Origin of the sequence: Actinomyces viscosus, assembly GCF_900637975.1 — a bacterium.
In the GTDB taxonomy this organism is placed as follows: domain Bacteria; phylum Actinomycetota; class Actinomycetes; order Actinomycetales; family Actinomycetaceae; genus Actinomyces; species Actinomyces viscosus.
Window position 1 is genome coordinate 2,709,760 of record NZ_LR134477.1, and the last position, 23,081, is coordinate 2,732,840.

A 23,081-nucleotide genomic window follows, 5' to 3' on the forward strand; every position below is an offset into this window, starting at 1 on the left:
GCCGACGACGGCGGCGCGCTCGCCCGGGTTCATGGCAGGCTTGGGCCGATGACTGCGCATCCCGCTCCCGCCGATCCCACTGATTCCACGGACGCGTCCGTTGAGAGCCGCGGCCTGACACCGCGGGCCCGAGCGGCCCTTGAGGGACTGCCCCCCGCCCTGGCCGCCCTGGGGCACGCCTTCGTGCGCGCCGGCCATGAGATCGCCCTCGTCGGCGGGCCCGTGCGGGACGCCTTCCTCGGCGTCGCCCCCCACGACCTGGACCTGACCACGTCGGCCCGCCCCGAGCAGACCGAGAGGATCCTGGCCGCCTGGGGCGAGACCACCTGGGACGTGGGCCGGGCGTTCGGCACCATCGGCGCGCGCAAGGGCAGCACCATCGTGGAGGTCACCACCTACCGCACCGAGGCCTACGAGGTCGGCTCGCGCAAGCCCCAGGTCACCTACGGCGACACCCTCACCGGGGACCTCACCCGCCGCGACTTCACCGTCAACGCCATGGCGCTGCGCCTGCCCGACCTCGAGCTCGTCGACCCCTGCGGCGGCCTGGCCGACCTGGCCGCCGGGGTGCTGCGCACCCCCGTCAGCGCCGAGCAGTCCTTCGACGACGATCCCCTGCGCATCATGCGGGCCGCCCGCTTCGCCGCCCAGCTCGGCTTCGACGTCGAGATGGACGTCATGACCGCCATGGAGGACATGGCCCCCCGCCTGGAGATCGTCTCCGCCGAGCGCGTGCGCGCCGAGCTCGAGCGGCTGCTGGTCAGCCCCTGGCCCCGGCGCGGGCTGGAGCTGCTGGTCCACACCGGCGTGGCCGACGTCATCCTGCCCGAGCTGAGCGCCCTGCGTGAGACCGTCGACGAGCACAAGCGCCACAAGGACGTCTACGAGCACACCCTGACCGTCCTGGACCAGGCCATCGACCTGGAGACCGGGCCCGACGGCCCCGTCCCCGGCCCCGACCTGGTGCTGCGCCTGGCCGCCATCCTCCACGACATCGGCAAGCCCGCCACCCGCCGCTTCCTGCCCGACGGCACCGTGACCTTCCACGGCCACGACCACGTCGGCGCCCGAATGGCGGCCAAGCGCCTGCGGGCGCTGCGCTTCGACAAGCAGACCATCAAGGACGTCTCGCGCCTGGTCGAGCTCCACCTGCGCTTCCACGGCTACGCCGACGCCGCCTGGTCCGACTCGGCCGTGCGCCGCTACGCCACCGACGCCGGCCCGCTCCTGGAGCGTCTCCACCGGCTCACCCGGGCCGACGTCACCACCCGCAACCGCCGCAAGGCCGCCATGCTGGACCGCGCCTACGACGACCTCGAGGAGCGCATCGAGGCCCTGCGCGCCGCCGAGGAGCTGGCCGCCATCCGCCCCGACCTCGACGGCGGCCAGATCATGGCCGAGCTCGGCGTGCCCCCCGGCCCGGTCGTCGGCGAGGCCTACCGTTTCCTCATGGACCTGCGCATGGAGAAGGGACCGATCGGCGAGGACCTGGCCCGCCAGGCACTGCGCTCGTGGTGGGCGGCCCGTCAGAAGAGCTGAAGGCGACGGACCGGACACCGGCACACATCCACAACGCGACCAAAGGGCCGGGATCGGCCCGGATGGGACCCGAGAAAATGCTTGAACCATCAAGAGAGCTGCGGGTCGGCGTCGTCGGCATCGGGGCCCGCTGCTACCTGGCCGCGCTCGCGGACTCCTCACCGGTCCCCGCCCGGCTCGTCGCCGCGGCCGACACCGCGCCCGACGCCGTCGCGCGCGCCGAGCGGCTCCTGCCCGAGGGCGTGACCGTGGTGGCGGACCACCGGGCCCTGCTGGGGCTCGGGATCGACGCCGTCGTGCTGACCACCCCCGACGACACGCACGAGGAGCTGGCCTGCTTCTTCCTTCAGGCCGGCGTCCCGGTCTACCTGGAGAAGCCCCTGGCCATCACCATCGAGGGCGCCGACCGCATCCTGGCTACGGCCCGGCGCACCGGCACCCGCCTCTACGTGGGCCACAACATGCGCCACATGGAGGTGGTGCGGTTGCTGCGCTCGGTCATCGACTCCGGGCGGATCGGCGAGCTCAAGGCCATCTGGTGCCGCCACTTCGTGGGCAACGGCGGCGACTACTACTTCCGCGACTGGCACGCCGAGCGCCGCCACGTCACCGGCCTGCTGCTGCAGAAAGCCGCCCACGACATCGACGTCATGAGCTGGCTGTCCGCCTCCGAGCCGGCCCGAGTCGTCGGCATGGGCGGACTCATGGTCTACGGCGACGCCGGGCGCCGGGAGCCGGGCACGAGCGCCGGCACCGTCATGCAGGACTGGTTCAGCCTCGACAACTGGCCCGCCGACGAGGTCGGCGGCCTCAACCCGGTCATCGACGTCGAGGACCTCTCGATGCTCATGATGACCATGCGCAACGGGGTCATGACCTCCTACCAGCAGTGCCACTTCACCCCCGACTACTGGCGCAGCTACACGGTCATCGGCACCCGCGGCCGGGCGGAGAACCTCGGTGACGGCGCCGGCGACGTCGTCAAGGTGTGGACCGAGCGCTCGGAGCACTACGCCGAGCGCGCCACCGAGGAGTACGTCATCGCTGAGGAGGGCACCGGCCACGACAGCGCCGACCAGCTCGCCATCGACGAGTTCCTGCGCTTCGTGCGCGACGGCGGGCCCACCGAGGCCTCCCCGGTCTCCGCGCGCGAGGCGGTTGCCGCCGGGGTACTGGCCACCCGGTCCCTGCGCTCGGGCTCCGTCCCCTTCGACGTGCCCGAGCTCGACGCGGACCTGGCGGCCTACTTCCACAACGGTCAGCAGGAGCCGCAGTAGGCGGCGGGAGCAGCCGGAGGCGGCTCCGCGGGCTTCTTGGCAGGTGCCATGAGCCGGATAACAACTTCATCACGGCAGGCGTGCCTGGGATGGGGCCGCCGGCGGCCCCAGAGTGGGCTTACGTGGCGCTGTCACTGGAGAAAGTCCAGAAGCAGGTGTTGCTCGTGAAGGTCGATCGGATCACGGGACGATCACGTACAGTGCGAGCCGGACGGGGCCGGGTTCGCACGCCACCCGCCCGCAGGCAGGACAGGCAGGATCCGAGGAGAGCGCATGATTCACCACATCACCCTGACCGGGCGGAGCATCGCCCTGGCCTGCGACGGCACGGTGACCACCCAGCACGGGGCCGGCGGAGCCACCGGCGCGGTCTACGTCGAGGCCTCGCACCTGACCCTCCTGCACGACATGCGCGACGGCGAGGTCTACCGCACCGGACAGAACTCCTGGTCGCCGTCGGGCTGGCGCCGCCTGAGCGAGGCGCCGATGCGCATCGCGAACCAGCAGCGCCGTCGGACCGCCGACGACGACCCCTGGGACGACCCGGCCCGCCACCACTCGGCCTGGATGACGGTCCTGGAGGACGCCTCCGGGGCGCTGCTCGTGGGCTGCCTGGACGGGCGCACGCCGCGGCTGCGCGCCGACACCGCGGTCCTGGAGGCCTTCACCGAGTCCGGCGACCCGGCGCGCTGGGTGATCCTGCCGGGCCCGGCCACCGCCGTCATGGCCCGCTACGCGCGCGAGCTCGGCGAGAGCCTGGGCAGCCGACCCATTGAGCCGCAGAGCGTGTGGTGCTCCTGGTACTCCTACTACGAGGGCATCTCGCAGGAGGCGCTTGAGCGCGAGATCCCGCAGGTCGCCGAGCTGGGCTTTAAGACGCTCCAGATCGACGACGGCTGGGAGGTCGCCGTCGGCGACTGGGAGGCCGGCGAGAGCTTCAGCGACGGCATGGAGGCCGCCGCGACCCGGATCCGCGAGGCCGGCATGCAGCCGGGCCTGTGGGTGGCGCCCTTCATCGCGCTGCCCGGCTCCCGGGCGGTGCGCGACTACCCGGAGATGTTCGTCCACAACGCCGACGGCGGGCTGGCCGTGGCCGGCTCCAACTGGGGCGGGGACTACTACGCGCTGGACACCACCCACCCCACCGCCCAGACCTACGTGCGCAAGCTCATCGCCAAGATCGTCCACCGGTGGGGCTTCAGCTACCTCAAGCTCGACTTCATCAACGCCGCCGCCATCCCCGGCTACCGCCACCGGCAGATCGACCGGGAGGAGGCCTACCGCACCGGGCTGCGCCTCGTGCGCGACACCGCCGGCGACGAGACCTTCCTGCTGGGCTCCGGGGCGCTCATCATGCCCTCCATCGGGCTGCTCGACGCGGTGCGGGTCGGGCCGGACGTGGCCCCCATGTGGGAGAACTACGCCTCCGACGACCTGTCCGACGCCAAGGCCTACAACGCCCTGCACGCCGGCATCAACCGGCTCTGGCTGGGGCGGGTCATCGGGGTCGACCCCGACGTCGTCTTCTTCCGCCACCGCCGTAACCTCCTGGACGACACCCAGATGCAGTGGCTGCGCGACGTCGCCGAGGCCAGCCGCTACCGGTGCCTGTCGGACCAGATGACCTGGCTCGACGACGAGGAGAAGGAGGCCGTGCGCGCCTACCTGGCCGCCGAGGACGAGCCCCTGGAGATCCTGGGCCGCTACCGCTTCCGGCTGGGCGAGCGCGAGATCGACCTGACCGAGGCCATCGAGGGGGCGTCGTCGGCCTACCCGCTGTGAGGCGGAAACTGGGCGGTTTCACGGTCCCAGCAGGGCGGCGGGCACGACGGCGATGCCGTCCTCGTCCCGGTACGCCAGCCGGCCGGTGGTCACCAGGACCGCGTCCGCGAGTCTCGGTCCGATCTTCTTGCGCAGCCAGCGCAGGTGCTTGGTGTCCTCCGGCCTGGGAGTGGCCCTTGCCTTGATCTCGAAGGCCACGATCTGCCTGTGGGGCCCTTCGAGAATGACATCGATCTCCTGAAGCCCGCCCTTGGTCCGAAGATGGAAGACCCGGGCGCTGTGGAACTCGGCGTAGACCTGAAGGCTCTGGATCACCAGGGACTCGAACAGTGAGCCGAGCACTCGGGGGCGGCGCGGGGTGCCGCGAGGGCTGGCGAGGATCGGATGGCCGACTCCGAGCACCTCGGAGGGGCCGTACCCGAGGAGACGAGCGGCCAGGGCCGGATCGCACAGCTGATGCTTGTCGGTCAGGTTGTTGCGGGAGAACTCGTTCTCGCTGGGGCTCCAGCCCGGAACCGGGTCCAACAGCCACATCCCGCTGAGGTGGTCCCGGTAGGAGCGCGCCGTTGCCTGTCCCATGTCGGTGTCCAGCGGTCTGTTCGCCAGCTCGGCGATCGAGGTGAAACTCGCCGTTGTCGCCACAGCGCTGGCGTAGGCCGTCAGCCAGTCCCTCACGGATCGTGGGCGCCGCTTGGCACCGATGGCTTCTGGAAGGTCGTGTCGGATGGTCTGCTCGATGTACCCGTCCAGCTGAGCGCTACGACCGAGGGGTGGCTGCTCCCTGATGGCGGGGAATCCCGAACGGCAGATCTCATCAACGTACTGGTCGATGGCGACGCGGGTGCATCCCTCGATCGGGGTCAGCCCGGAGGAGTCCTGAGAGCCGAGAGTGCTGTCCAGCAGCTTTCCCACTGAGACGGTCGGGGTCTCGATGGCGCGCTCGGCCAGGCTGAAGGGACGCATGCGCAGGGTGATGATGCGACCGGCACCCGTGTGCGTGGGTGTCTGGGAGGGGGTTGAGGATCCGGTCAGAAGGAAGCGGCCGGGAGAAGGATCGTCGTCGACGGCGCGACGCACCCGGTCCCACAGCTCGGGCATGCGTTGCCACTCGTCGATGACGAGGGGGCTGGGAAGCGTGGTGAATCGCGAGCCGATGGCGGTCAGCTGGGCGCGCTCGTCGGGATCGTCCACAGCGATGAACGTGGTGCCGTGGGTTCTGGCGGTGCGGGTCTTTCCGACGGCGCGGGCCCCCTCGACGCTGACCGCTGGAACCGACCGCAGCAGCTCCTGGAGGCGCTGATCCATGAGGCGCGGCTGGTAGGTGGTCATAGATTGATCGTAGGAGCCGGTTTGCGCCGTCGTACAGCCGAAAGACGGCTCCTGTGGATAACTGCGGACTCAGGGGCAGGCGGACGCCAGACGGGTTGGTCGTGGCTTCATCGACTATTTGGTCAAGAGTTAGTAATCGGTTTGGTCAAGATTGATGTCGACGGCGGAACGCTCTTCGGGTGCCATGGTGCCGCCGCATGCCGTGACAGGGTGATCCTCTGACTGTAATATGGGTCTCGCCACCGTCGTGTCTCTCAGAGCATCATGGCTCCACTACTGGTGGAGGTGGCGGATTATCGATGGTCCGTACGGAAGTGACGGTGGCGCCGCCCCAGGGGACTGGGGGTTGAAGTTATCTATGGTGAGAGATCCTCGTAGGAGCATTGATGTGAGTCTTCCTCGCTTCGAGACCTTCTTCCGTGAGGTCACTGGGCACGACCCCAGGGACTACCAGGTTCGTCTGGCCGCGCGACTCGCCTCGGGAGAGCCGCCGCCCTACCTCAGTGTGCCCACGGGGATGGGCAAGACCTTCGCGGTTCTCCTCGGATGGGTGTACGCCCTGGCTCAGGATGCTGAGCAGGCGCGCCGTCATCGTCGGCCACGTACAGTGCCTTTGAGACTGCACCTCGTTGTCGACCGGCGCGCCGTCGTCGACGACTCCTTCGAGGCGGCGCAGACGATCAGGAACGCGATCGGGGAAGGTGCCGGCGGTCGGCCGGCGGCGAAGCGGGTGGCCGAGGCGCTGCGATCCGCTTTCGAGGTTCCGCCTGAGGCACAGGTGCTGGAGGTGCGCCGCCTGCGCGGCGGGCTCGCCGATCGGGACCTGACGGAGCATACGCGCTACCCCTCACGGCCCGCCATCGTCGTCGGGACGCTCGACATGACCGTCTCCCGGCTCCTGTTCCGCGGTTACCAGCTCTCGCCGTACCGCCGCAGCATCGATGCGGCGCTGACAGGTGTGGACGCTCTGTGGGTCCTGGATGAGGCCCACCTCTCCGCGCAGGCGCTAAGAACCCTGACCGTGCTCCGCGATGAGGAAGGCAGGCTCGAGGATCGTGGTGGCGGCAGCGTTCCAGGACTGCAGGTCATGCCGATGACGGCGACCCCTACGACGCTTCCCGACTTTCACGGGGAAGCCGGCCAGGAATCTGCTCCCGGTCTCGTCCTGGACTGGGAGGAGGAGTGCCGCCTGGATCCTCAACTGGCTGAGCGTCGGGCGCATCGTGGCAGTGTCCCGGTGGAGGTTCACCGTGCAGACGGTGCGGCAGATGCCCTTGCGGAGCAAGCCCGTGCCCGCATGAGAGAGCTGGGCCAGGGAGAGTCGCTGGTCGTCTTCTGCAACACCCTGGCCACCGTCAAGAAGGTGGTGGCCGGGCTGAAGAAGGAGGCCCGGAACCTGGGGGATCAGGCTCCTCGTGTGGACGTGATGGTCGGCGGGATGCCTGCTCGCCACAGCGAGGATGCCGTGAAGAGGCTCTCCCTCTATCGGACGGGGGCAGAAGGTCGTCAGGACGCTCAGGCCACCGTCGTCGTGGCTACGTCGACTCTGGAGGTTGGTGCCGATCTTGACTTCACCCACCTTCTGACGGAGAGCTGCCAGGCCGGTTCCCTGGTGCAGCGCCTGGGGCGAGTCAACCGGGTCGGGGCCCGGACTGATGGCAGCGTTGCCATCGTTCACTCCGCCAAGAGCAAGGACCCGATCCACGGGGGTGCCGCCGACGCCGTCGTCGAGCTGATTGATGACGCCGCAACTCTCGGTGAGGTCGTAGGGCGGCTCAACGGGACTGATGGACGGGAGGAACTGGAGAAGGCGCCTCAGGTCCCGGTGGTCATCCCTCCGAACGTTTTCGTTGCTTACCTGCGCACCATGGGGTCTCGCAACGATGCCCCCGTCCATCCCTGGATCCGACCACTGACAGATCCCCGGCCGGACGCGTTCATCGTCTTCCGGAAGAGTGTGGAAGAGCTGGCTGACAGCAGTCCCGATGCCCTCCAGGAAGAGCTGACCCGGTGGCGGCCCGACCTGCGCGCCGAGGCCTGGAGCATTCCGCTGAGCGATGCTCAGGGTGTGGCGAAGCAGGCGTTGAGAACGCAGCCCCTCGTCATCATGGATCCGACGTCGGAAGAAGAGCCTCGCGTCCTTGAGGCTGGATCCTCCCTTCCCGATCTGACCCCCGGTCAGATCATCGTGATGGGGCCGGGTCATGGCAGCAACCCGTATGGGCTGGAGGGCGCCGGTCACGATTACTCCGGGCAGCACGTGATGCCCGCTGCTACGGCCGAGGACGTTTCCAAGGAGCTGGCGTCCATTGCGGAGGACCCGAGCTGGAGACAGGCCACCCTCCTCACGGACCTGTCCGGGGATGGCATCCGCACCGACGACCCCTACGCCGATCTCCTGGAAGAGGCTGCCTTGCTCACGGCGCCTCCGGGATGGCAGATCGACGACGACGTCATCGGTGCGGACAGCCTTCACCCGTGGATCCGCCTGCGCTTGGTGGAGGCCACTGCGGATCGACCTGTCAGTACCGAGGTCGGTACCGAGGAGCTCACCCTGTCAGGCCATGGTGACAAGGTGGGTGAACGTGCAGGCCAGTGGGCCCGGGGCATCGGCATGCCGGAGAACCTGGTGGAGGACCTTGTCGTCGCCGGGCGTCACCATGACGACGGCAAGGAGGATCCCAGGATGCAGGCCGCACTTGGCGCAGCAGTGGACGAGAGCGGCTTCCTCGTCCTGAAGGATTCAGGGGAACGGGAACATCGGGAACCGCTGAGCAAGTCCCGGCTCCCTCGCAGGTACTGGGGCCGCTCCATGCGTATGGCCGGCGTGCCCTCCGGCTGGAGGCATGAAGCAGACTCTGCCGATCGCCTGGCGGCGCGGTTGGCTAGAGGTGAGCAGATGGTGCATGACCCCGACCTGGTCATGCATCTGGTCCTCAGCCACCACGGCCGCTTCCGCGGTCCGGGACCGGTGTGCCTGCCCGAGTACGGAACGGTTCCACGGCATCAGGATCCGAATGACCTCTTGTGGGCCGAGGCCGTGAACCGTTTCCACCGTCTTAACGATCGCTACGGCCCCTACACCCTGGCGCTGATCGAGACGATCCTGCGTCTGGCCGACTGGGACGTGTCGCAAGAGCTGGAGCAGGACCATGACTAGTGCTGAAAACCGTCACGAACGTGCCGAGTACCGGCTGTCCGCGTTACCCGGATATCGCGCGGCGTATGTTCTGGCCGCCTGGGGGTTGGTGTCCCTTCTTCCCGGAGCGACGCTCCACTATGACCAGAAGGGAGTCCCCGTCGTCGGCTATGACGGGGGGACGGACGAGTTTGTGAGCGTGGCTGCTCGCGGCCTGGTGGAGCGAACCTGGAAGCTCGGGGAACATGGGTTGCGTGACATCGCCACGACGACGCCGGCCCGATCTGCGGTCAACGTACTGTCATGTGCCGGCTGGCGGGCCGCCAAGAAGACAAGCGACCTCAGTGGATCTGGACCGGTAGCGGTCTTCGACGCGTCCGCGACGTCGGCCGACCAGCCGACAATTGCCAAAACGCCGGACCTCCAGGTTCGCTCATCAGCGTTGACCCTACTCAGCGGCAAAAGCCATACCGCCAAGTCAGTGCAGGACACCTGGGGACTCCTGGGCGAGTCACTGAAGACGGCGGATGGTGCAGTCTCTGCAGCGGCAGCGCAGCTTGATCGACTTGTGGGTGGAGACCTCGCTGTTGCGCGGGCCAAACCAGGGCTGCGTTTCTCCGCCAGCCAGGCGACCCCACGTGTCACCAGCGGATCCGAGGAGTGCGATGTGTACCCGCTTGTGGATCTCCTGGCCTTCTGCGGGCACCTGCTTGTGCAGCCGCAGCAGCGCGAGATGGCACACGAGCATCCGGCCAAGGCCTTCACCTGGGTACTTCATCCGGTGCCCCTCACCATTGAGGCGCTCGTCGATCTGCACGAGTCCCCACCGCCCGAGCTTCCGTGGCAGCGGTGGACATCCCGCATTCGCGGCACCGGATCCACGGCCAAGGTGACATCGTTCGCGCCCGCCCACCCCGGGGCATGAGAGAGGAAGAGGTGACAACAGCCCATGCCTGATCAGATTGCAGTCCTTCCGCTGGCGGAGGCGCTATCGCACCTGAGCACACCTGATGCAGTGCACCACCTTGCGATGTCATACCTGCCGGATCTTGGAGGCGCTTCACGTTCGATCCGCGCCGACCTTGGCGTCCTGTACCGCCTGGCCCTGCCAACCGACTACGGGGGACAAAGCGGCTCCCTGGTCATCCGATTTCGGACCGACATCGATCTTCCCGGAACGCAGGCGATCGGGGCGCCGTCGGGGTTCGTCATTGGTCAGCGCTTCACTGTTCGAGTGGTGGCTGAGAAACGTCATGCGGACGAGTCGGGTAGGAATCGTGTCCGGGCCGTCCTCGATGAGGAAGCTCATGGCTGGGCCGTCGATCTGTTGGAGCGCCATGGTCTGACGGTCAGTGAGCCGACGGTGTCGCCCCGGTGGTTCGTTGGTCGGCGAGGCGGACGATCCTTCACGCTCCGGGACCTTACCGGCACCATCAGCCACATCAGCGAGGCCGGGGAATCCGCTTACCGTCAGGGTATCGGGAGGGGGAAGGCCTACGGCTACGGAATGCCGTTGGTGCTGTGACTGTGCGGATACGAACGGTGCTCGGCCAATATAACGATAGATATGTAGATAAGGACATGACACGATGACTACGGCTCAAGAATTTCGCTCCACCCTCGGTGCCCTCATGGATGATGATGCGGTGGCGGGGATCAGCCTGACAGGTGAATACGAGTCCTTGGCGGGGGTGACCGTCACGCCGCCGGCCAGCACGATCCGCCAGGACGGTGAAGTCGTTGGATTCTTTGAGACTCCCGATAATGGGAGGGCAGCCACGATCGACAGCTGGGGGTCTCAAGCCTCACGGTGTGAGGTGCTCCTGGCCAGTCGCTTCAGAGGGGGGACCTCCACGCTTGCTGAGGTTCTGGGCTTCCCCATGGTGGTCCTCGTTGACGAGGAAGGGGAGGTGCTGACCACCTCCGTGGAGCTCTCGCACCGGCAGGCCGATGCGACCTGGAGGCTCATACGAGAGGAACTCGTTGAGAAGGGCGTTGATTTTGAGAGTATTCAGAATGCCACCCGCTCCCAGCCGGATGCCCTGCTCACTGGGTTCCCCACGGCGATCCCCTTCGGGTGGTGGCACTCGCAGACGAAGCGCTCCCAGAAGGCCGCCGACGATGCTAACAAGGGGGGAAGGAAAACGGGAGGTAAGGATGCTCGTGAGCTGAATGCGACGCGGGATAAGTATCTTGGTTATTACGTCATGAATCCCGCAGAGTCGCGTTCTGCGAGGCTGTTCACGTCGGAAATTGTCGCGACTGGAGTATCTGAACGGCGTCGTATGGCGGCAAAAACTGACCCGCTTTTCGCGGCAGTCGGTAAGGAGGTCAAGATTCATGGAGTGGAACTGTCTAATTTAGGACTGGGGTCAATTCCGCCCGTCAAGGTTGCTAAAGCCCCGTCAGACCTCACATATGAATCCATCAAAGGAAAGGCTTTCTTCTCCTTCGCAGGATTGAGAACCTTCGCCTTCTCTCGCCCAGAGCCCGCCCGGGCGCTCGTAGTCAGTCTGACTCTCCTGCTGTACCGACTTCTGCAGGAGAGGCTGGACCTGCGCGCAGGAACGGAGCTGCGACTGCGCGAACCTGGGCTTGAGGTCATGATCGAGAGGCACGGAGCGCCGTCGCAGTCCCTCGCGCTGCCGGAGGTTGACAAGCTGGTGGATCTGGTGCGTGACCTGGGTCAGGAGATCGGCTGGAACGGAGTCACCACTGTGACGATTACCCACGACTCCCCGTTGGGGAAGATCATCCTGGACGTCGATGGGCGCAAGACTGATGGGCGCAGTGATGAGTGATCTGACCATCACGGCCTCGTTTCCCCTCGGGGAGTTCAATGCGCATGATGGGGATGGTAAGGCTGAATGGCCGCCGGCACCGGCACGGGTACTGGCTGCGATGCTGTCGGCTGCCCATAGGCTAGGAGAGGGGGTCGCCGAGGTCGAGGCGCTATTTCGATGTCCTCCTCCACGGATCAGCGCTCCTCCGGCTGGCGAGCGCCAGATCGGTTACCGGCGGTGGGTTCCCGTCAACAACGAGGTGAAAACCGCGCGGGACGGTTCGCTGACCGGGATTATCGATCGAAACGACCGGTTTTTGGAGAAGCAGGCGAAAGATCCCGAGCGCGGCATGATGGTGGGCACTGATCCGAGCGATGTCGTGCGTTGGACCTTCACCGTCGACGATCAGGTCGATCTCGGTGTCCTGCAGAAGGTGGCGCGATCCGTGGAATACCTCGGGCGGCCTACGTCGCCTGTGCTGCTCGACGTCGTCGACGGTGTCGATGAGGCCCCGCCGCACCATTCTCGATGGGAGCCCGACCAACTGGGCTGGATTCAGTTGCGCGTGGGAACGGAAGCACTACTGGCTGCCTTGGATGCGCGTGAGGAGGAGCGGCGCCGCAGTACTGTGACGGGAACACACCCCTACATGAGTGTGCGCCCCACTTATACCTATCGGCTCGTGGGTGCACAGTCAGGCGACGGAGTGGCGCCCGATGTTCGTGAGCTGCTGCGCTCCTGCTCCCTTTATCGACTACCTCAAAGCGGGCGAAACGGAACAGTTCTCGTGCATGCCGCTGATGCTGCTCTCGTCATGGAGCAGCTGCGAGACTCCCTTGGGGAGACGGGGTGGATGCTGCCACTCATCGGCGGCATGGGACGCCGTCACCTCCCGGTCCTGCGAGGCGTTCTCGTGGCAGGAGGTCGTCGGGCGACTTCGGTGGGGCTCGCGGTGCGGACCGGGGTGGTGGAAGCCAAGCTCGCCGAGACCAGGACCATGGCCTCCCTGCCCCGAGTTCTGCGGGCCGCCACGGCTCCCTCCTCGCGATGGACGACCGTTGTCCCCACAGCCGAGGCGCCCGAGCGCATCAAGTCCATGTTGGAGGAATGTGCCTCGAGGCTCGACCGTAGAGTCGTTGATGCCGAACGGCACACCGACTCGCGAAGTGACGGTGGTGTCGACATCCAGGAGGACAATGGGTGCTGGCATGTTTCGGTGACTTTCGATGCGGTGGTCTCCGGGCCGGTCATCTTCGATGGCGTCCTCATGGTTCCGCTTGGGACAACCGCCTTGGCAGTGAACCCACAGCGGCCCCACGCCGGTTAACATCGCAGGTCAGCAAGGGGTCAGCCCCGCGCACGCGGGGGTAGAGGCTCGTGTGCAATGTCAGCGAAGAAAGAGTTGCGGTCAGCCCCGCGCACGCGGGGGTAGAGGCGTTAATGGCGAATGGCTTTGGATGGATCAGGAGTCAGCCCCGCGCACGCGGGGGTAGAGGCAATATCTCCTAATTCAACAATACGATACTGTCGTCAGCCCCGCGCACGCGGGGGTAGAGGGCGCCCAGATTACATCCAGGGGGCGCTCGGCTGGTCAGCCCCGCGCACGCGGGGGTAGAGGCAGGCGTTCGAGCCACACACACACGCGCGCACAGTCAGCCCCGCGCACGCGGGGGTAGAGGTGAACTGCTCGGCCGTCCAGTCAGGGGCAAACCGTCAGCCCCGCGCACGCGGGGGTAGAGGCGGTTCCCCACCCTGTCGAAGGAGCGCAGGCACGTCAGCCCCGCGCACGCGGGGGTAGAGGGCTTCTGCTTGGCGTCAAGTGTTTTGTTCCACTGTCAGCCCCGCGCACGCGGGGGTAGAGGCATCCTGAACATCGCCGCAGGTGAGGTCGGATAGTCAGCCCCGCGCACGCGGGGGTAGAGGACAGACCTGTACGCGAAGAAACGCGCCTGGGGATGTCAGCCCCGCGCACGCGGGGGTAGAGGGGGTGGCCTACGGATAGGGGCTGGCGTGCGCCGTCGGCGAGAAAGCGGGGCTGCTCGGGGTTTTCCACAGGGTGGTGCCGAAGTCTGGCGGTGGGGGCGTTGGTGCGGGTAATGTCAATACACCGCCCGGACGGACAGCGTTGCCCGCCCCGGCGGATGTGGAGTTGTTTCGGTGGCGAGGAGGCTTCCGTGATGAGTACGTCCCTACGATCCCCTGTGACCGCGCGCCCACGACAGTGGCCAGCCACCCGTACCCGGAGGTCAGTGGTTGGGCGCAACCGGTCCGGGGCGCGTCGCAGCCGTCGCCGAGCGGCAGCGGGTCTGGTGGCAGTGTGCGCGCTGGCCCTGGGTACGACTGGCTGCTCGTTGAGGGACGCGAAGGCCCAGGCCAGTGTGAGTGCCAGTGCCAGTGCCTCGGCGGCCATCGCCCGGGCCGAGCAGGGCCTGGTCGACGCCCAGGCCTCCGCGACCGCCTCCCGCGAGGCCGCCCTGACCCCCGAGCTCAAGGCCCAGCGCGACACCGCCCTGGCCGAACCCGCGCCCGCTAAACCCCCTCAGATGAACGAGGAGACCTCCGAGGGCGCGGTAGCCAGCGTTGGTTACTTCCTCGACCTCTACCGCTACGCCTTCATGACCGGCGACACCACCGAGCTCGCCGCCATGAGCGAAGACGGCTGCAAGTTCTGCCAATCAACGATCAACAATGCCACCACGCTCCACAACAGTGGCGGATGGGCCGACAGATGGGAGCAAACCATAACCGATCTAACCTACTATGAAAAACTCGACGGCTACAATTACAACAGAATCAAAGTAATCGCCGATCACGGCGAACAGGTAAGTCATCCTAAAGGAGGAACGGAAACTAAGATAACCGAAGCGATGCAAGGTCAGATACTCAACTTCGCAGTTCATTACATGGATGGCCGCTGGTTAGTTGGCGGAGTGGAAGTAGAGAAAACACAATGAAACACGCACTCACGACGGCATCTATCTTCGCAATAGTGTTTTTCACATTCCTCACTTCCCCCTCATTGGCCGAGGAAGCCGGAGAGGGTGAATTGAGTTGGGACACACAGGCGACAGACGATTACGCCTCTATTGCTGGACATGCCTCGAGATCAGTAACCTCCAACCCCGAATCCGAGGATACAGGTTCAGGCTCCTCTGGTGACGGCGTAACAACTCAGTACGAAGACAGCTCGACATGGGACGAGCAGCCCCACCAGGAATGCTCCACGGAGAAGGATGAGAACGGGCTGGCGAAGTACGCGTGCAACCTCGCGAACCTCAGTCGCCCCTCCCAGCCTCAGGAACCCGCCGACGGGGGCGGTGGGCCCCGCACCATCACCGTCACCACCCGCCAGGCCGCCACCCTCATCGCCCAGGGCTCCGGCATCACCCGCCAACCACCCGGCCCCAGAGTCATCATCTCCAAGGCCTTCATCGTCTACACCGACCCCAGCCCCCGCTACCAGACCACCACCATCCTGGGCACCGCAGTGGAGGTCGAGTTCACCCCCACCTCCTACACCTGGGACTGGGGAGACGGCACCACCCTGACCACCACCGACCCCGGCCATCCCTACCCCCACCAGAGCGTCACCCACTACTACCAGCACACCGCCACCGCCGTCACCACCACCCTGACCACCACCTGGACCACCCGATACCGCCCCCAAGGCGAAACCACCTGGCGCACCATCGACGGCACCATCACCACCACCGAGACCTCCACCCCCTACGACCTCGTCCGCATCGTCACCTACCTCACCGACGACGCCGAAGAAGCCCAAGGCCACTAACCCACGGACGCTCCGCGGCAAGACAGACGACAGACGACCACCTTCACCACCACAGACAGGACCTCATCTGCACCGCGGACGCACCATAGGCCCCGTGGACGGGCCCCGAGGGTGCAGTCGCCGGACCCTATGGTGCGTCCACGACCAACCGAGCACCGTCAGCCACCCCTCCTGGGCGGGGCACCGGCCCGGACCGGCCAGAACCCACACAGAGCCCACTCGGCTCACCCGTCGAGGCGGCTACTCCACGAGGTGCGGGTCGTACTGGCCGGGGGCTGACCGCACTGCACGGGATCCCTGCTCCCGTGCAGTGCACCCGCGTCCCGGCCAGTAGCACCCAGACCTCGTGCAGTGCCCAAGGCACCACCCAAGGCGCCGCGAGGCCACTGGTTCGCTCGCCCCGCCCTACCTGGTCGGAGTGCGGCCCAGGGTGAGGTAGCCGGGGAGCGTCTGGTCCTGGCCGGCGCTGGAGAAGCGCAGCGGCTGGCCCGACTCCAGCGGGTTGACCACGCGCACCAGGATCGTGTTCTCGCCGGCCGGGTCCGCCGGCAGCTGGCCGGAGAAGGTCTGGGTCTTGCCCACCTCGATCTTGCGCAGGTCGCCGCTGAGCGTCGTGCGCCCGACCTCGGCGCCGCTGGAGGTGTTGATGGCCACCGCCTCCACGCTCCAGTTGTAGTAGAAGGGAGCCACCCCGTTGTTGGCGATCTGCACCTCGATCTTGCCGTTGCGCATCCGCCAGCGCGCCACCGACAGGTCGTAGCCGGTCTCGGCGGAGGTCTGCACGGCGCGCTCGCGCTCGGCGCCGCTGAGCGTCGTCGTGAAGGCCCAGTTGTCCACCAGCCAGCTCGCGTGCGTGGCCTTGATGGAGGCGGCCATGTCCACCGTGCCCCCGTTGGAGCCCGAGGCCATGCAGCTGCCCGGGTTGCGCACCGAGCACTCCTGGATGCCCGGGTAGACCTCGCCGCCGATCGGGTACTGCTGCCAGGCCTGGTCCGCCTTCGCCTTCTTCAGCAGCGGCAGGAAGTGCCAGTCGGCGGTGTCCATGGTCGCGTAGCCGAAGGAGTCGTCGTGGTAGCCGACCCCGCGCTTGGCTGTCTCCGCGGACGGGTAGCGCGCCAGCGTGGGCGTCACCTGGAAGGCGCCGTCCCAGGTGTCGATGAGGGTGTTCTGGTTCGCCGTCGACGGCATCCAGTTCTCACCGGAGGGGTTCTCCCCGGAGACCTTGCCGTCCATCGGGAAGGTGTGCCCCTCGCCCCAGAAGCCGACGAGGCCGTGGGTGATGAAGGCCAGGCGCGGATCGCCGTCGTACTGCTGGCCCAGGGTGGAGATGAAGCCGGTGAGCATCGACATCATCTCGGGGTCGTTGTAGTCCGGGGCGAGCGACTGGCCCGGCGCGTTGCCGTTGACCGTGTACTCGTGGGTCGGGACCGCCTGGGAGCTGAGCAGGTAGGCCGGCATGCCGCTGGTGCGGCCGGGGTAGTCGACGTAGAAACGCAGCACCGCCTGGTGCCCGCGCGCGGCGATGGCGTTGAGGTGCGCCTCGAGCCTGTCCCACGAGTAGGAGCCCGGACCGGTGACGACGTCGCTGACCGGCAGCGTCAGCCACTCCATCGTGTAGGGCGGGGCCGTCTCGGGCAGGCCCGGTGAGTAGGAGGCGTCCGACGGCGCGAAGGGCATCATGCCCTTGAGCGGGTTGGCCTCCGGCGTGGCCCCCGCCGAGACCTCGGTCCAGGCCCGGCTGCAGTTGCAGGCCCGGAACCCGGTGGCCAGGGACACGACGGCGACCAGCGCCACGATGAGGGCGCCCAGTCGTGGACGTCGGCCCTTGCGGAGCCGGCCGAGCATCTGACGGCTCAGGGAGCGCGGGAGGGTTGCGCCCCCGCCGGGAGTGTGTGATTCCTGTGCGGCCCGCGAGGCGCGGGCTTCGGAGGTTGCTGAGGGGCTGTCGCCGTTCTGTGATTCGATCATGAGAACTTGTAGGTAGGGACCTGGGCGTGAAGGCAACCCTACCGGTCAGTCGGCAGACGACTCTGTGCTATCGCTGACAACGTTCAGAGTTGACAGCCCCGGGGCGCTGTGCTTCATCGCAGAGCGCTGGACTCGATCAACCTGATGCAGGGCTTCCGGAACATATGCTACTCCGGCGTTCCGAGCGTCGTGGGTCACAGTCCTGCATATGTTTTCGCAGGTGGACTGCGGTTGAGAGGCCCCGGGGGCCGGGTGGGTGCAGTGGCCGTGCGGTAGCCGTGCGGTGCTCGCGCAGTGGTCATGCACCGCCGTCGTCGGCAGGTGGGATGAGATTGCCGCTGCGCGCATAAGAGGCAATGATGACTCCGTGCGCGTCTTCAATTTCTCCGCCGGTCCCGCCCAGCTTCCCCTGCCCGTCCTCGAGCAGGCCGCCTCCGAGCTCACCAGCTGGGGCGGATCGGGAATGTCCGTTCTGGAGGTCTCCCACCGCGGGGCCGACTTCGTGGCCTGCGCGGCCGACGCCGAGGCCACCTTGCGCCGGCTCCTGTCCATCCCCGAGAGCTACCGCGTCCTCTTCCTCCAGGGCGGGGCCAGCGCCCAGTTCGCCGGCATCCCCCTCAACCTGACCGCCCCCGGTGACACGGTCGCCTACCTCAACACCGGCCAGTGGTCCGCCAAGGCCATCAAGCAGGCCGGCGCCTACGAGCTCGACGTCGTCGTGCCCGCCGACGAGGCCGCCTCCTCCTACACGACCACGCCCGAGCCCGGCTCCTTCACCGTGCCCGAGGCCGCCCGCTACCTGCACTACACGCCCAACGAGACCATCGGCGGCGTCGAGTTCGACTACGTGCCCGACGCCGGCGACGTCCCGCTCGTGGCCGACTTCTCCTCCACGATCCTCTCGCGGCCCATCGACGTGAGCCGCTACGGCCTCATCTACGCCGGCGCCCAGAAGAACATGGGCCCCTCGGGCCTGGCCGTCGTCATCGTGCGCGAGGACCTGCTGGGCCACGCCCGCCCGGTGACGCCCACCGTCCTGGACTACCAGAAGATGGCCGACGCCGACTCCATGCTCAACACGCCCCCCACCTTCGCCATCTACCTGCTGGGGCTCATCGGCCACTGGATCGAGGACGGCGGCGGCCTGGAGGCGATGGCCGAGCGCAACCGCGTCAAGGCCGAGCTCCTCTACGGTGCCATCGACGCCTCCGACTTCTACGCCAACCCGGTCGAGAAGCGCTCGCGCTCCTGGATGAACGTGCCCTTCACCCTGGCCGACCCCGCCCTCGACGCCGACTTCCTGGCCGGCGCCCAGGCCGCGGGCCTGACCAACCTCAAGGGCCACCGCTCCGTGGGCGGCATGCGCGCCTCCATCTACAACGCCATGCCGATCGAGGGCGTGCGCGCTCTCATCGACTACATGACCGACTTCGCCGCCCGGGCCTGAGCGCCCCTCAGCCCGACCCCGGCTCCCGGCGGCTCCCTGTGAGCGGGAACCGGTCCCGTCCTGCCCGAACGCCCTGAAGAAAGTACCTCCGTGACCACCAGCAGCGCTGACCACAAGTTCCGCATCCGCACCCTCAACGCCATCTCCGGGGCCGGCCTGTCCCGCCTGCCCGACGAGCTCTACGAGGTCAGCGGAAGCGTTGAGAGGCCCGACGCCCTCCTGGTGCGCTCGGCCAAGCTCCACGACACCCCCATCGATGACTCCGTCCTGGCCGTGGCCCGCGCCGGCGCCGGCACGAACAACATCCCGGTGGACAAGCTGACCGAGCGCGGCGTGCCCGTGTTCAACACCCCCGGTGCCAACGCCAACGCCGTCAAGGAGCTGGTCATGGCGGGGCTGTTCATCGCCTCGCGCAACCTCATTCCGGCGGCCCGTTTCGCCCACACCCTCGAGGGCGACGACGCCGAGATCGCCAAGGCCGTCGAGGCCGGCAAGAAGCAGTTCGTCGGCTTCGAGCTGCCCGGCCGCACGCTCGGCGTCGTCGGGCTGGGAGCCATCGGTGTGCAGGTGGCCAATGCCGCCCTGGGGCTGGGGCTCAACGTCGTCGGCTTCGACCCGGGCATCTCCGTGGAGCACGCCTGGCACCTGAGCGCCGAGGTCGAGCGGGCCGACTCCATGGAGGAGGTCTTCCGCCGCGCCGACATCCTCACCGTCCACGTGCCCCTCATCCCCGCCACCCGCGGGCTGGTGAGCACCCAGCGCCTGGCCCTCATGAAGGAGACCGCGGTGCTGCTCAACTTCGCGCGCGCCGAGATCGTCGACACCGACGCCGTCGTGGCCGCCCTCGACGAGGGCATGCTGCGAGGCTACGTATGCGACTTCCCCTCCACGCAGGTCCACAAGCACCCCAAGTGCATCTCCCTGCCCCACCTGGGCGCCTCCACCAAGGAGGCCGAGCGCAACTGCGCCATCATGGCCGCCGACTCGCTGCGCGGCTTCCTCGAGGACGGCCAGGTGCACAACTCGGTCAACTTCCCCGAGGCCGTCATGGCGCGCCAGGAGGGGACGCACCGGTTCGTCATCGTCAACCGCAACGTGCCCAACATGGTCGGCCAGGTCTCCACGATCGTGGCCCAGCACGGACAGAACATCGCCAACCTGCTCAACAAGTCCCGCGGTGAGCTGGCGGTGACGCTGGTCGACGTCGAGGGCGAGATCGAGCCCAAGGTCCTCGACGAGCTGCGCGCGATCGACGGCGTCCTGTCCGCCCGCGGTATCTGACCGGCCCTGCCTCACGGCCGGAGACATTCGACGCCGGCGGGTGCGTGCGGCTCTGACCGGGGGCATGTGGTCCGCACCCGGCCGGGTGGAATGCCCCACCCGCGCCAAGTGCTCCCCTGAGTGACGTAAGGCGCGAGGGGCTAAGGGTTAACGAGTCGGGCTTGCCGGCGGCTGCCGGCGCCCGATCCCCATGGCGACCTCATCCATGAGGTCCAGGACGTCCTGCGCCCTCCAAGCGCGCCGGCCCCTGGAGACCTGGTACCCCTGAACGACGTCGGAGCCCTCCAGACGCTCCAGGGCACGCCGAGCCGCCTGCTCCGACACCCCCAGCGCAGCCGCCGCCCCGCGAACGTCCACCACCGGCTGGGACGTCAGCAGACGGACGAGATCGCGGTCGGGTGTCCCGGCGCGCGAGGACACGCGGTCCTGCATCTGCTGCTGCACGGCGTCGAGCTCCTGCCCCGCCCAGGAACCGAGCTCCGCCGCGCGCTGCGCCGCGTTGATGAACAGCTCCACTATGGGAAGCGGCGAGCCCGACCGGTAGTCGTCCAGAGCGCGGAAATAGGTGTCCACGTCCGTCAGCAGGACCGCCGACAGCGGCAGTGGTGCGGTGCGAGACAGCCCCTCTCCCGCCAGCAGGACGTGAGTGAGCGCTCGCCCGGTGCGGCCGTTGCCGTCCGCGAAGGGGTGGATCGTCTCCAGCTGGGCGTGCGTCAGTGCCACCTTGGTCAGCGGAGGCAGGTCCGGGCGTCGCATGAAGGAGAGCAGGTCCTTCAGTGCGGCCGGCACCTGGCTGTGATGGGGAGGGGCGAACAGGGCGTCCGCCGGCGACAGGTCCGAGCCCCCGATCCACACCGGCTCCTGGCGGAGCCTGCCCGCGATCGTCGGGTCCGAGTCCTTGAGCAGAGCCCGGTGCATCGAGAGAAGTGAGTCAAGGTCAGGGGGCCAGGGCGCGGCGGTGGCCGTCTCCATCGCTCGGGCATTGGCCACGATGAGAGCGGCGTTACCGCCCCTGCGGTCACCGCCGAAGGTCTCCTCCTCCACGATGCGCCGCGCCGACGACGTGAGCCGCTCTATGCGCGACGACGCACTCGACTCACTGCGCAGGAGCAGTGCGGTGAACGGGAGGAGGGCGGAGGCGGCGGCCGCGTCGAAGCGCGCCACTGCGGCCACGGCGGCCGCCTCACGGGCCATGACCGCGGCCGGAAGGTCGATCACGACGTCGGCGATGGACGGCACCACCGCTGAGTCGTAGGTGCTTGGCAGACGAGAACGTTGGCGAGAGCTGAGGGCGGCGCTGTCACGGGGCTGCCAGGGCAGGGTCTCCCATGCCACCTGTGGCCACGAGGCGGCGGCACGTGAATCGGCGGTAGCGGACCCGTGATCCATATCTGACATCCCCTCACACTCTGATGACAGATCATCACCATAAGTGTCAACAGATGCTGTGTCGACCCTTCGTGGCTCACGGGCGGGGGCGCTCCCTGCCTCACGGCCGGGGACATTCGACGCCGGCGGGTGCGTGCGGCTCTGGCCAGGGACATGTGACGCGTGCGGGGACAGGAATTCTGTCCCCGCACGCGTCACATGCCCCCGCTCGCGCGATGCCCCGTGAGCGGCGTGGCCGTCAGAGGTTGTTGACCCAGGCCCGGCGGTGTCCGAACAGCGAGAGCGTGGGCTTGTAGAGCAGCACGTACTGGCCCCCGGCCGACACGTCGGTGCTGAAGCAGACGTCGCCGCTGACCGAGCCTCCCGCAATGAGCTTGGAGGCCGACAGGTGGTTGCTTGAACCGAGCAACCCGGTGTTGCTGATCGCCCCGGCCGGATCCTGCAACGTGAAGTCCAGGGCGTTGACATCCAGGGTGTTCTTGGAGGTGTTGGTGATCGTGATGGTGGAGCAGGCGGTCGGGCCCAAGGTGGCGTCACCCGCGGCCACGGGTGTGGCGGTCACCTGGACGCCGTCGTCGTCGATCGTGTCACCGGCATTGCCGACGACGTCGTCCTTCTGCATACCCGGGAAGGTCAGACTGGAGGCGGCCGACTCGGTCTTGCCGGAATCCGCCTTGCCCGCGTCGTCACCCTGGGCCGCCTGCTCCGGGGCCGGTGCGGGGGCGGCGTCCTGGCCCGAGGTCTCCTGGGAGGCCGCGCCGGCGACGGACTGGGAGGCAGGTGTGGTGGTGGCGCTGGAGGCTCCCGAGCCCCCGCCACCGTTGAGCGCCGAGACGACGATGCACACGCCGACGAAGGCACCGACGCCGGTGAGGATCTTGTGGCGGGCGAACCAGGAGCGCTTCGGCTCGGCAAGAGGCATGCCCGCGGGCGGCATGGGGTAGCCCGGAGCGGGAGCGCCGGCGGGCGAGGGAGGGACTGGGCTGGCAGGGTTGACGGGGCTGGTCATGATGGGTCCTTCGAGATGTGGGAGGAAGGCACTGAGCGGGACGCCGCAGCGCCGGATGACTTGAGCTGACGGGGTCAGCTGACGAGAACAACGATGGCTCTGGCCGGGGCCGGCGCACATCGACCGATGAGTCCGAGACGGCTGTCCAAAAGGGCACCGATCGCGCCTGTCCAAAAGGACGGCACTGCGGGCGCTCGATCGTTCGGAATCGTGTCCTATCGGGTGATCTCGCGTGTCGGTGCCCGGCCCTACAGTGAGCACATGTCAGTCCCCGGCTACCCGCCCGCCCCCGCATCCACCCCGCCCGCGCCGGGCTGGGGCGGTGGCCCCAGTGGTGGTCCCGGTGGT

At 67.7% G+C, this 23,081-nt stretch carries 16 protein-coding genes and 1 CRISPR repeat array; of the genes, 12 read left to right on the forward strand and 4 right to left on the reverse strand.

What is annotated here, in order from left to right; all coding sequences use genetic code 11:
* The first annotated feature begins 48 nt into the window (after positions 1-48).
* From EL340_RS11550 to EL340_RS11560, 3 genes are all read left to right on the forward strand, one after another.
* The gene (locus tag EL340_RS11550; protein ID WP_126414676.1) at positions 49-1,539 is read left to right on the forward strand and encodes a CCA tRNA nucleotidyltransferase; all 1,491 of its coding nucleotides are present in this window, start codon (positions 49-51) and stop codon (positions 1,537-1,539) included.
* Between the two features lie 77 nt (positions 1,540-1,616).
* A complete protein-coding gene (locus EL340_RS11555) occupies positions 1,617-2,816 on the forward strand; it encodes a Gfo/Idh/MocA family protein (RefSeq protein WP_126414677.1) in 1,200 nt (399 codons plus the stop codon).
* Positions 2,817-3,089: 273 nt separating this feature from the next.
* On the forward strand, positions 3,090-4,598 hold the full coding sequence (locus EL340_RS11560; RefSeq protein ID WP_126414678.1) for a glycoside hydrolase family 36 protein: 1,509 nt from the start codon (positions 3,090-3,092) through the stop codon (positions 4,596-4,598).
* 18 nt (positions 4,599-4,616) lie between these two features.
* Here the strand turns inward: EL340_RS11560 and EL340_RS11565 are convergent, their stop codons facing one another.
* Complete coding sequence (locus tag EL340_RS11565) at positions 4,617-5,927, reverse strand: ATP-binding protein (protein WP_126414679.1); 1,311 nt, start codon at positions 5,925-5,927, stop codon at positions 4,617-4,619.
* Between the two features lie 388 nt (positions 5,928-6,315).
* Between EL340_RS11565 and cas3g the strand changes: the two genes are divergently transcribed.
* The 7 genes from cas3g (at position 6,316) to EL340_RS11600 (ending at position 15,639) form a co-directional block, all read left to right on the forward strand.
* Positions 6,316-9,087 (forward strand): type I-G CRISPR-associated helicase/endonuclease Cas3g, encoded by a 2,772-nt coding sequence (gene cas3g / locus EL340_RS11570; protein ID WP_232023042.1) that lies wholly within the window; start codon positions 6,316-6,318, stop codon positions 9,085-9,087.
* Positions 9,080-9,991, forward strand: coding sequence for a hypothetical protein (locus tag EL340_RS11575; RefSeq protein WP_232023043.1), 912 nt, complete (start codon positions 9,080-9,082; stop codon positions 9,989-9,991). The genes cas3g and EL340_RS11575 overlap by 8 nt, the downstream gene beginning before the upstream one ends.
* Before the next feature lie 24 nt (positions 9,992-10,015).
* Positions 10,016-10,591: a type I-E CRISPR-associated protein Cas6/Cse3/CasE gene (locus tag EL340_RS11580; protein ID WP_126414681.1), complete on the forward strand. Its 576-nt coding sequence runs from the start codon at positions 10,016-10,018 to the stop codon at positions 10,589-10,591.
* 106 nt (positions 10,592-10,697) lie between these two features.
* Positions 10,698-11,867 carry a type I-G CRISPR-associated RAMP protein Csb1/Cas7g gene (gene cas7g, locus EL340_RS11585; protein WP_232023044.1) on the forward strand — a complete coding sequence of 390 codons (1,170 nt, stop codon included), beginning with the start codon at positions 10,698-10,700 and terminating at the stop codon, positions 11,865-11,867.
* Positions 11,860-13,176: a type I-G CRISPR-associated protein Csb2 gene (gene csb2 / locus EL340_RS11590; RefSeq protein ID WP_232023045.1), complete on the forward strand. Its 1,317-nt coding sequence runs from the start codon at positions 11,860-11,862 to the stop codon at positions 13,174-13,176. The genes cas7g and csb2 overlap by 8 nt, the downstream gene beginning before the upstream one ends.
* A 19-nt stretch (positions 13,177-13,195) precedes the next feature.
* Positions 13,196-13,834: direct repeats of the CRISPR family, unit length 28 nt; unit sequence GTCAGCCCCGCGCACGCGGGGGTAGAGG.
* Positions 13,835-14,227: 393 nt separating this feature from the next.
* Complete coding sequence (locus EL340_RS11595; protein WP_309341050.1) at positions 14,228-14,803, forward strand: DUF6318 family protein; 576 nt, start codon at positions 14,228-14,230, stop codon at positions 14,801-14,803.
* 92 nt (positions 14,804-14,895) lie between these two features.
* The gene (locus EL340_RS11600) at positions 14,896-15,639 is read left to right on the forward strand and encodes a zinc transporter (RefSeq protein ID WP_232023046.1); all 744 of its coding nucleotides are present in this window, start codon (positions 14,896-14,898) and stop codon (positions 15,637-15,639) included.
* 405 nt (positions 15,640-16,044) lie between these two features.
* Here the strand turns inward: EL340_RS11600 and EL340_RS11605 are convergent, their stop codons facing one another.
* The gene (locus tag EL340_RS11605) at positions 16,045-17,484 is read right to left on the reverse strand and encodes a DUF4832 domain-containing protein (RefSeq protein ID WP_232023047.1); all 1,440 of its coding nucleotides are present in this window, start codon (positions 17,482-17,484) and stop codon (positions 16,045-16,047) included.
* A 490-nt stretch (positions 17,485-17,974) separates the two neighbouring features.
* On the opposite strand from EL340_RS11605, the gene serC reads away from it, so the two are divergent.
* Positions 17,975-19,054: a 3-phosphoserine/phosphohydroxythreonine transaminase gene (gene serC / locus EL340_RS11610; protein WP_126414685.1), complete on the forward strand. Its 1,080-nt coding sequence runs from the start codon at positions 17,975-17,977 to the stop codon at positions 19,052-19,054.
* 90 nt (positions 19,055-19,144) lie between these two features.
* The gene (locus EL340_RS11615) at positions 19,145-20,335 is read left to right on the forward strand and encodes a phosphoglycerate dehydrogenase (RefSeq protein ID WP_126414686.1); all 1,191 of its coding nucleotides are present in this window, start codon (positions 19,145-19,147) and stop codon (positions 20,333-20,335) included.
* A gap of 147 nt (positions 20,336-20,482) precedes the next feature.
* On the opposite strand, the gene EL340_RS11620 is transcribed toward EL340_RS11615, so the two are convergent.
* On the reverse strand, positions 20,483-21,577 hold the full coding sequence (locus EL340_RS11620) for a Fic family protein (protein WP_232023048.1): 1,095 nt from the start codon (positions 21,575-21,577) through the stop codon (positions 20,483-20,485).
* A gap of 385 nt (positions 21,578-21,962) precedes the next feature.
* Positions 21,963-22,733: a DUF4352 domain-containing protein gene (locus tag EL340_RS11625; RefSeq protein ID WP_232023049.1), complete on the reverse strand. Its 771-nt coding sequence runs from the start codon at positions 22,731-22,733 to the stop codon at positions 21,963-21,965.
* Positions 22,734-23,081 lie beyond the last annotated feature (348 nt).

Bases quoted from the DNA above. Each gene is read 5' to 3' on its own strand.
- EL340_RS11550 (WP_126414676.1), top strand. From the start codon at position 49: ATGACTGCGCATCCCGCTCCCGCCGATCCCACTGATTCCACGGACGCG.
- EL340_RS11555 (WP_126414677.1), top strand. From the start codon at position 1,617: ATGCTTGAACCATCAAGAGAGCTGCGGGTCGGCGTCGTCGGCATCGGG.
- EL340_RS11560 (WP_126414678.1), top strand. From the start codon at position 3,090: ATGATTCACCACATCACCCTGACCGGGCGGAGCATCGCCCTGGCCTGC.
- EL340_RS11565 (WP_126414679.1), bottom strand. From the start codon at position 5,927: ATGACCACCTACCAGCCGCGCCTCATGGATCAGCGCCTCCAGGAGCTG.
- EL340_RS11575 (WP_232023043.1), top strand. From the start codon at position 9,080: ATGACTAGTGCTGAAAACCGTCACGAACGTGCCGAGTACCGGCTGTCC.
- EL340_RS11580 (WP_126414681.1), top strand. From the start codon at position 10,016: ATGCCTGATCAGATTGCAGTCCTTCCGCTGGCGGAGGCGCTATCGCAC.
- cas7g (WP_232023044.1), top strand. From the start codon at position 10,698: ATGGATGATGATGCGGTGGCGGGGATCAGCCTGACAGGTGAATACGAG.
- csb2 (WP_232023045.1), top strand. From the start codon at position 11,860: ATGAGTGATCTGACCATCACGGCCTCGTTTCCCCTCGGGGAGTTCAAT.
- EL340_RS11605 (WP_232023047.1), bottom strand. From the start codon at position 17,484: ATGCTCGGCCGGCTCCGCAAGGGCCGACGTCCACGACTGGGCGCCCTC.
- EL340_RS11625 (WP_232023049.1), bottom strand. From the start codon at position 22,733: ATGACCAGCCCCGTCAACCCTGCCAGCCCAGTCCCTCCCTCGCCCGCC.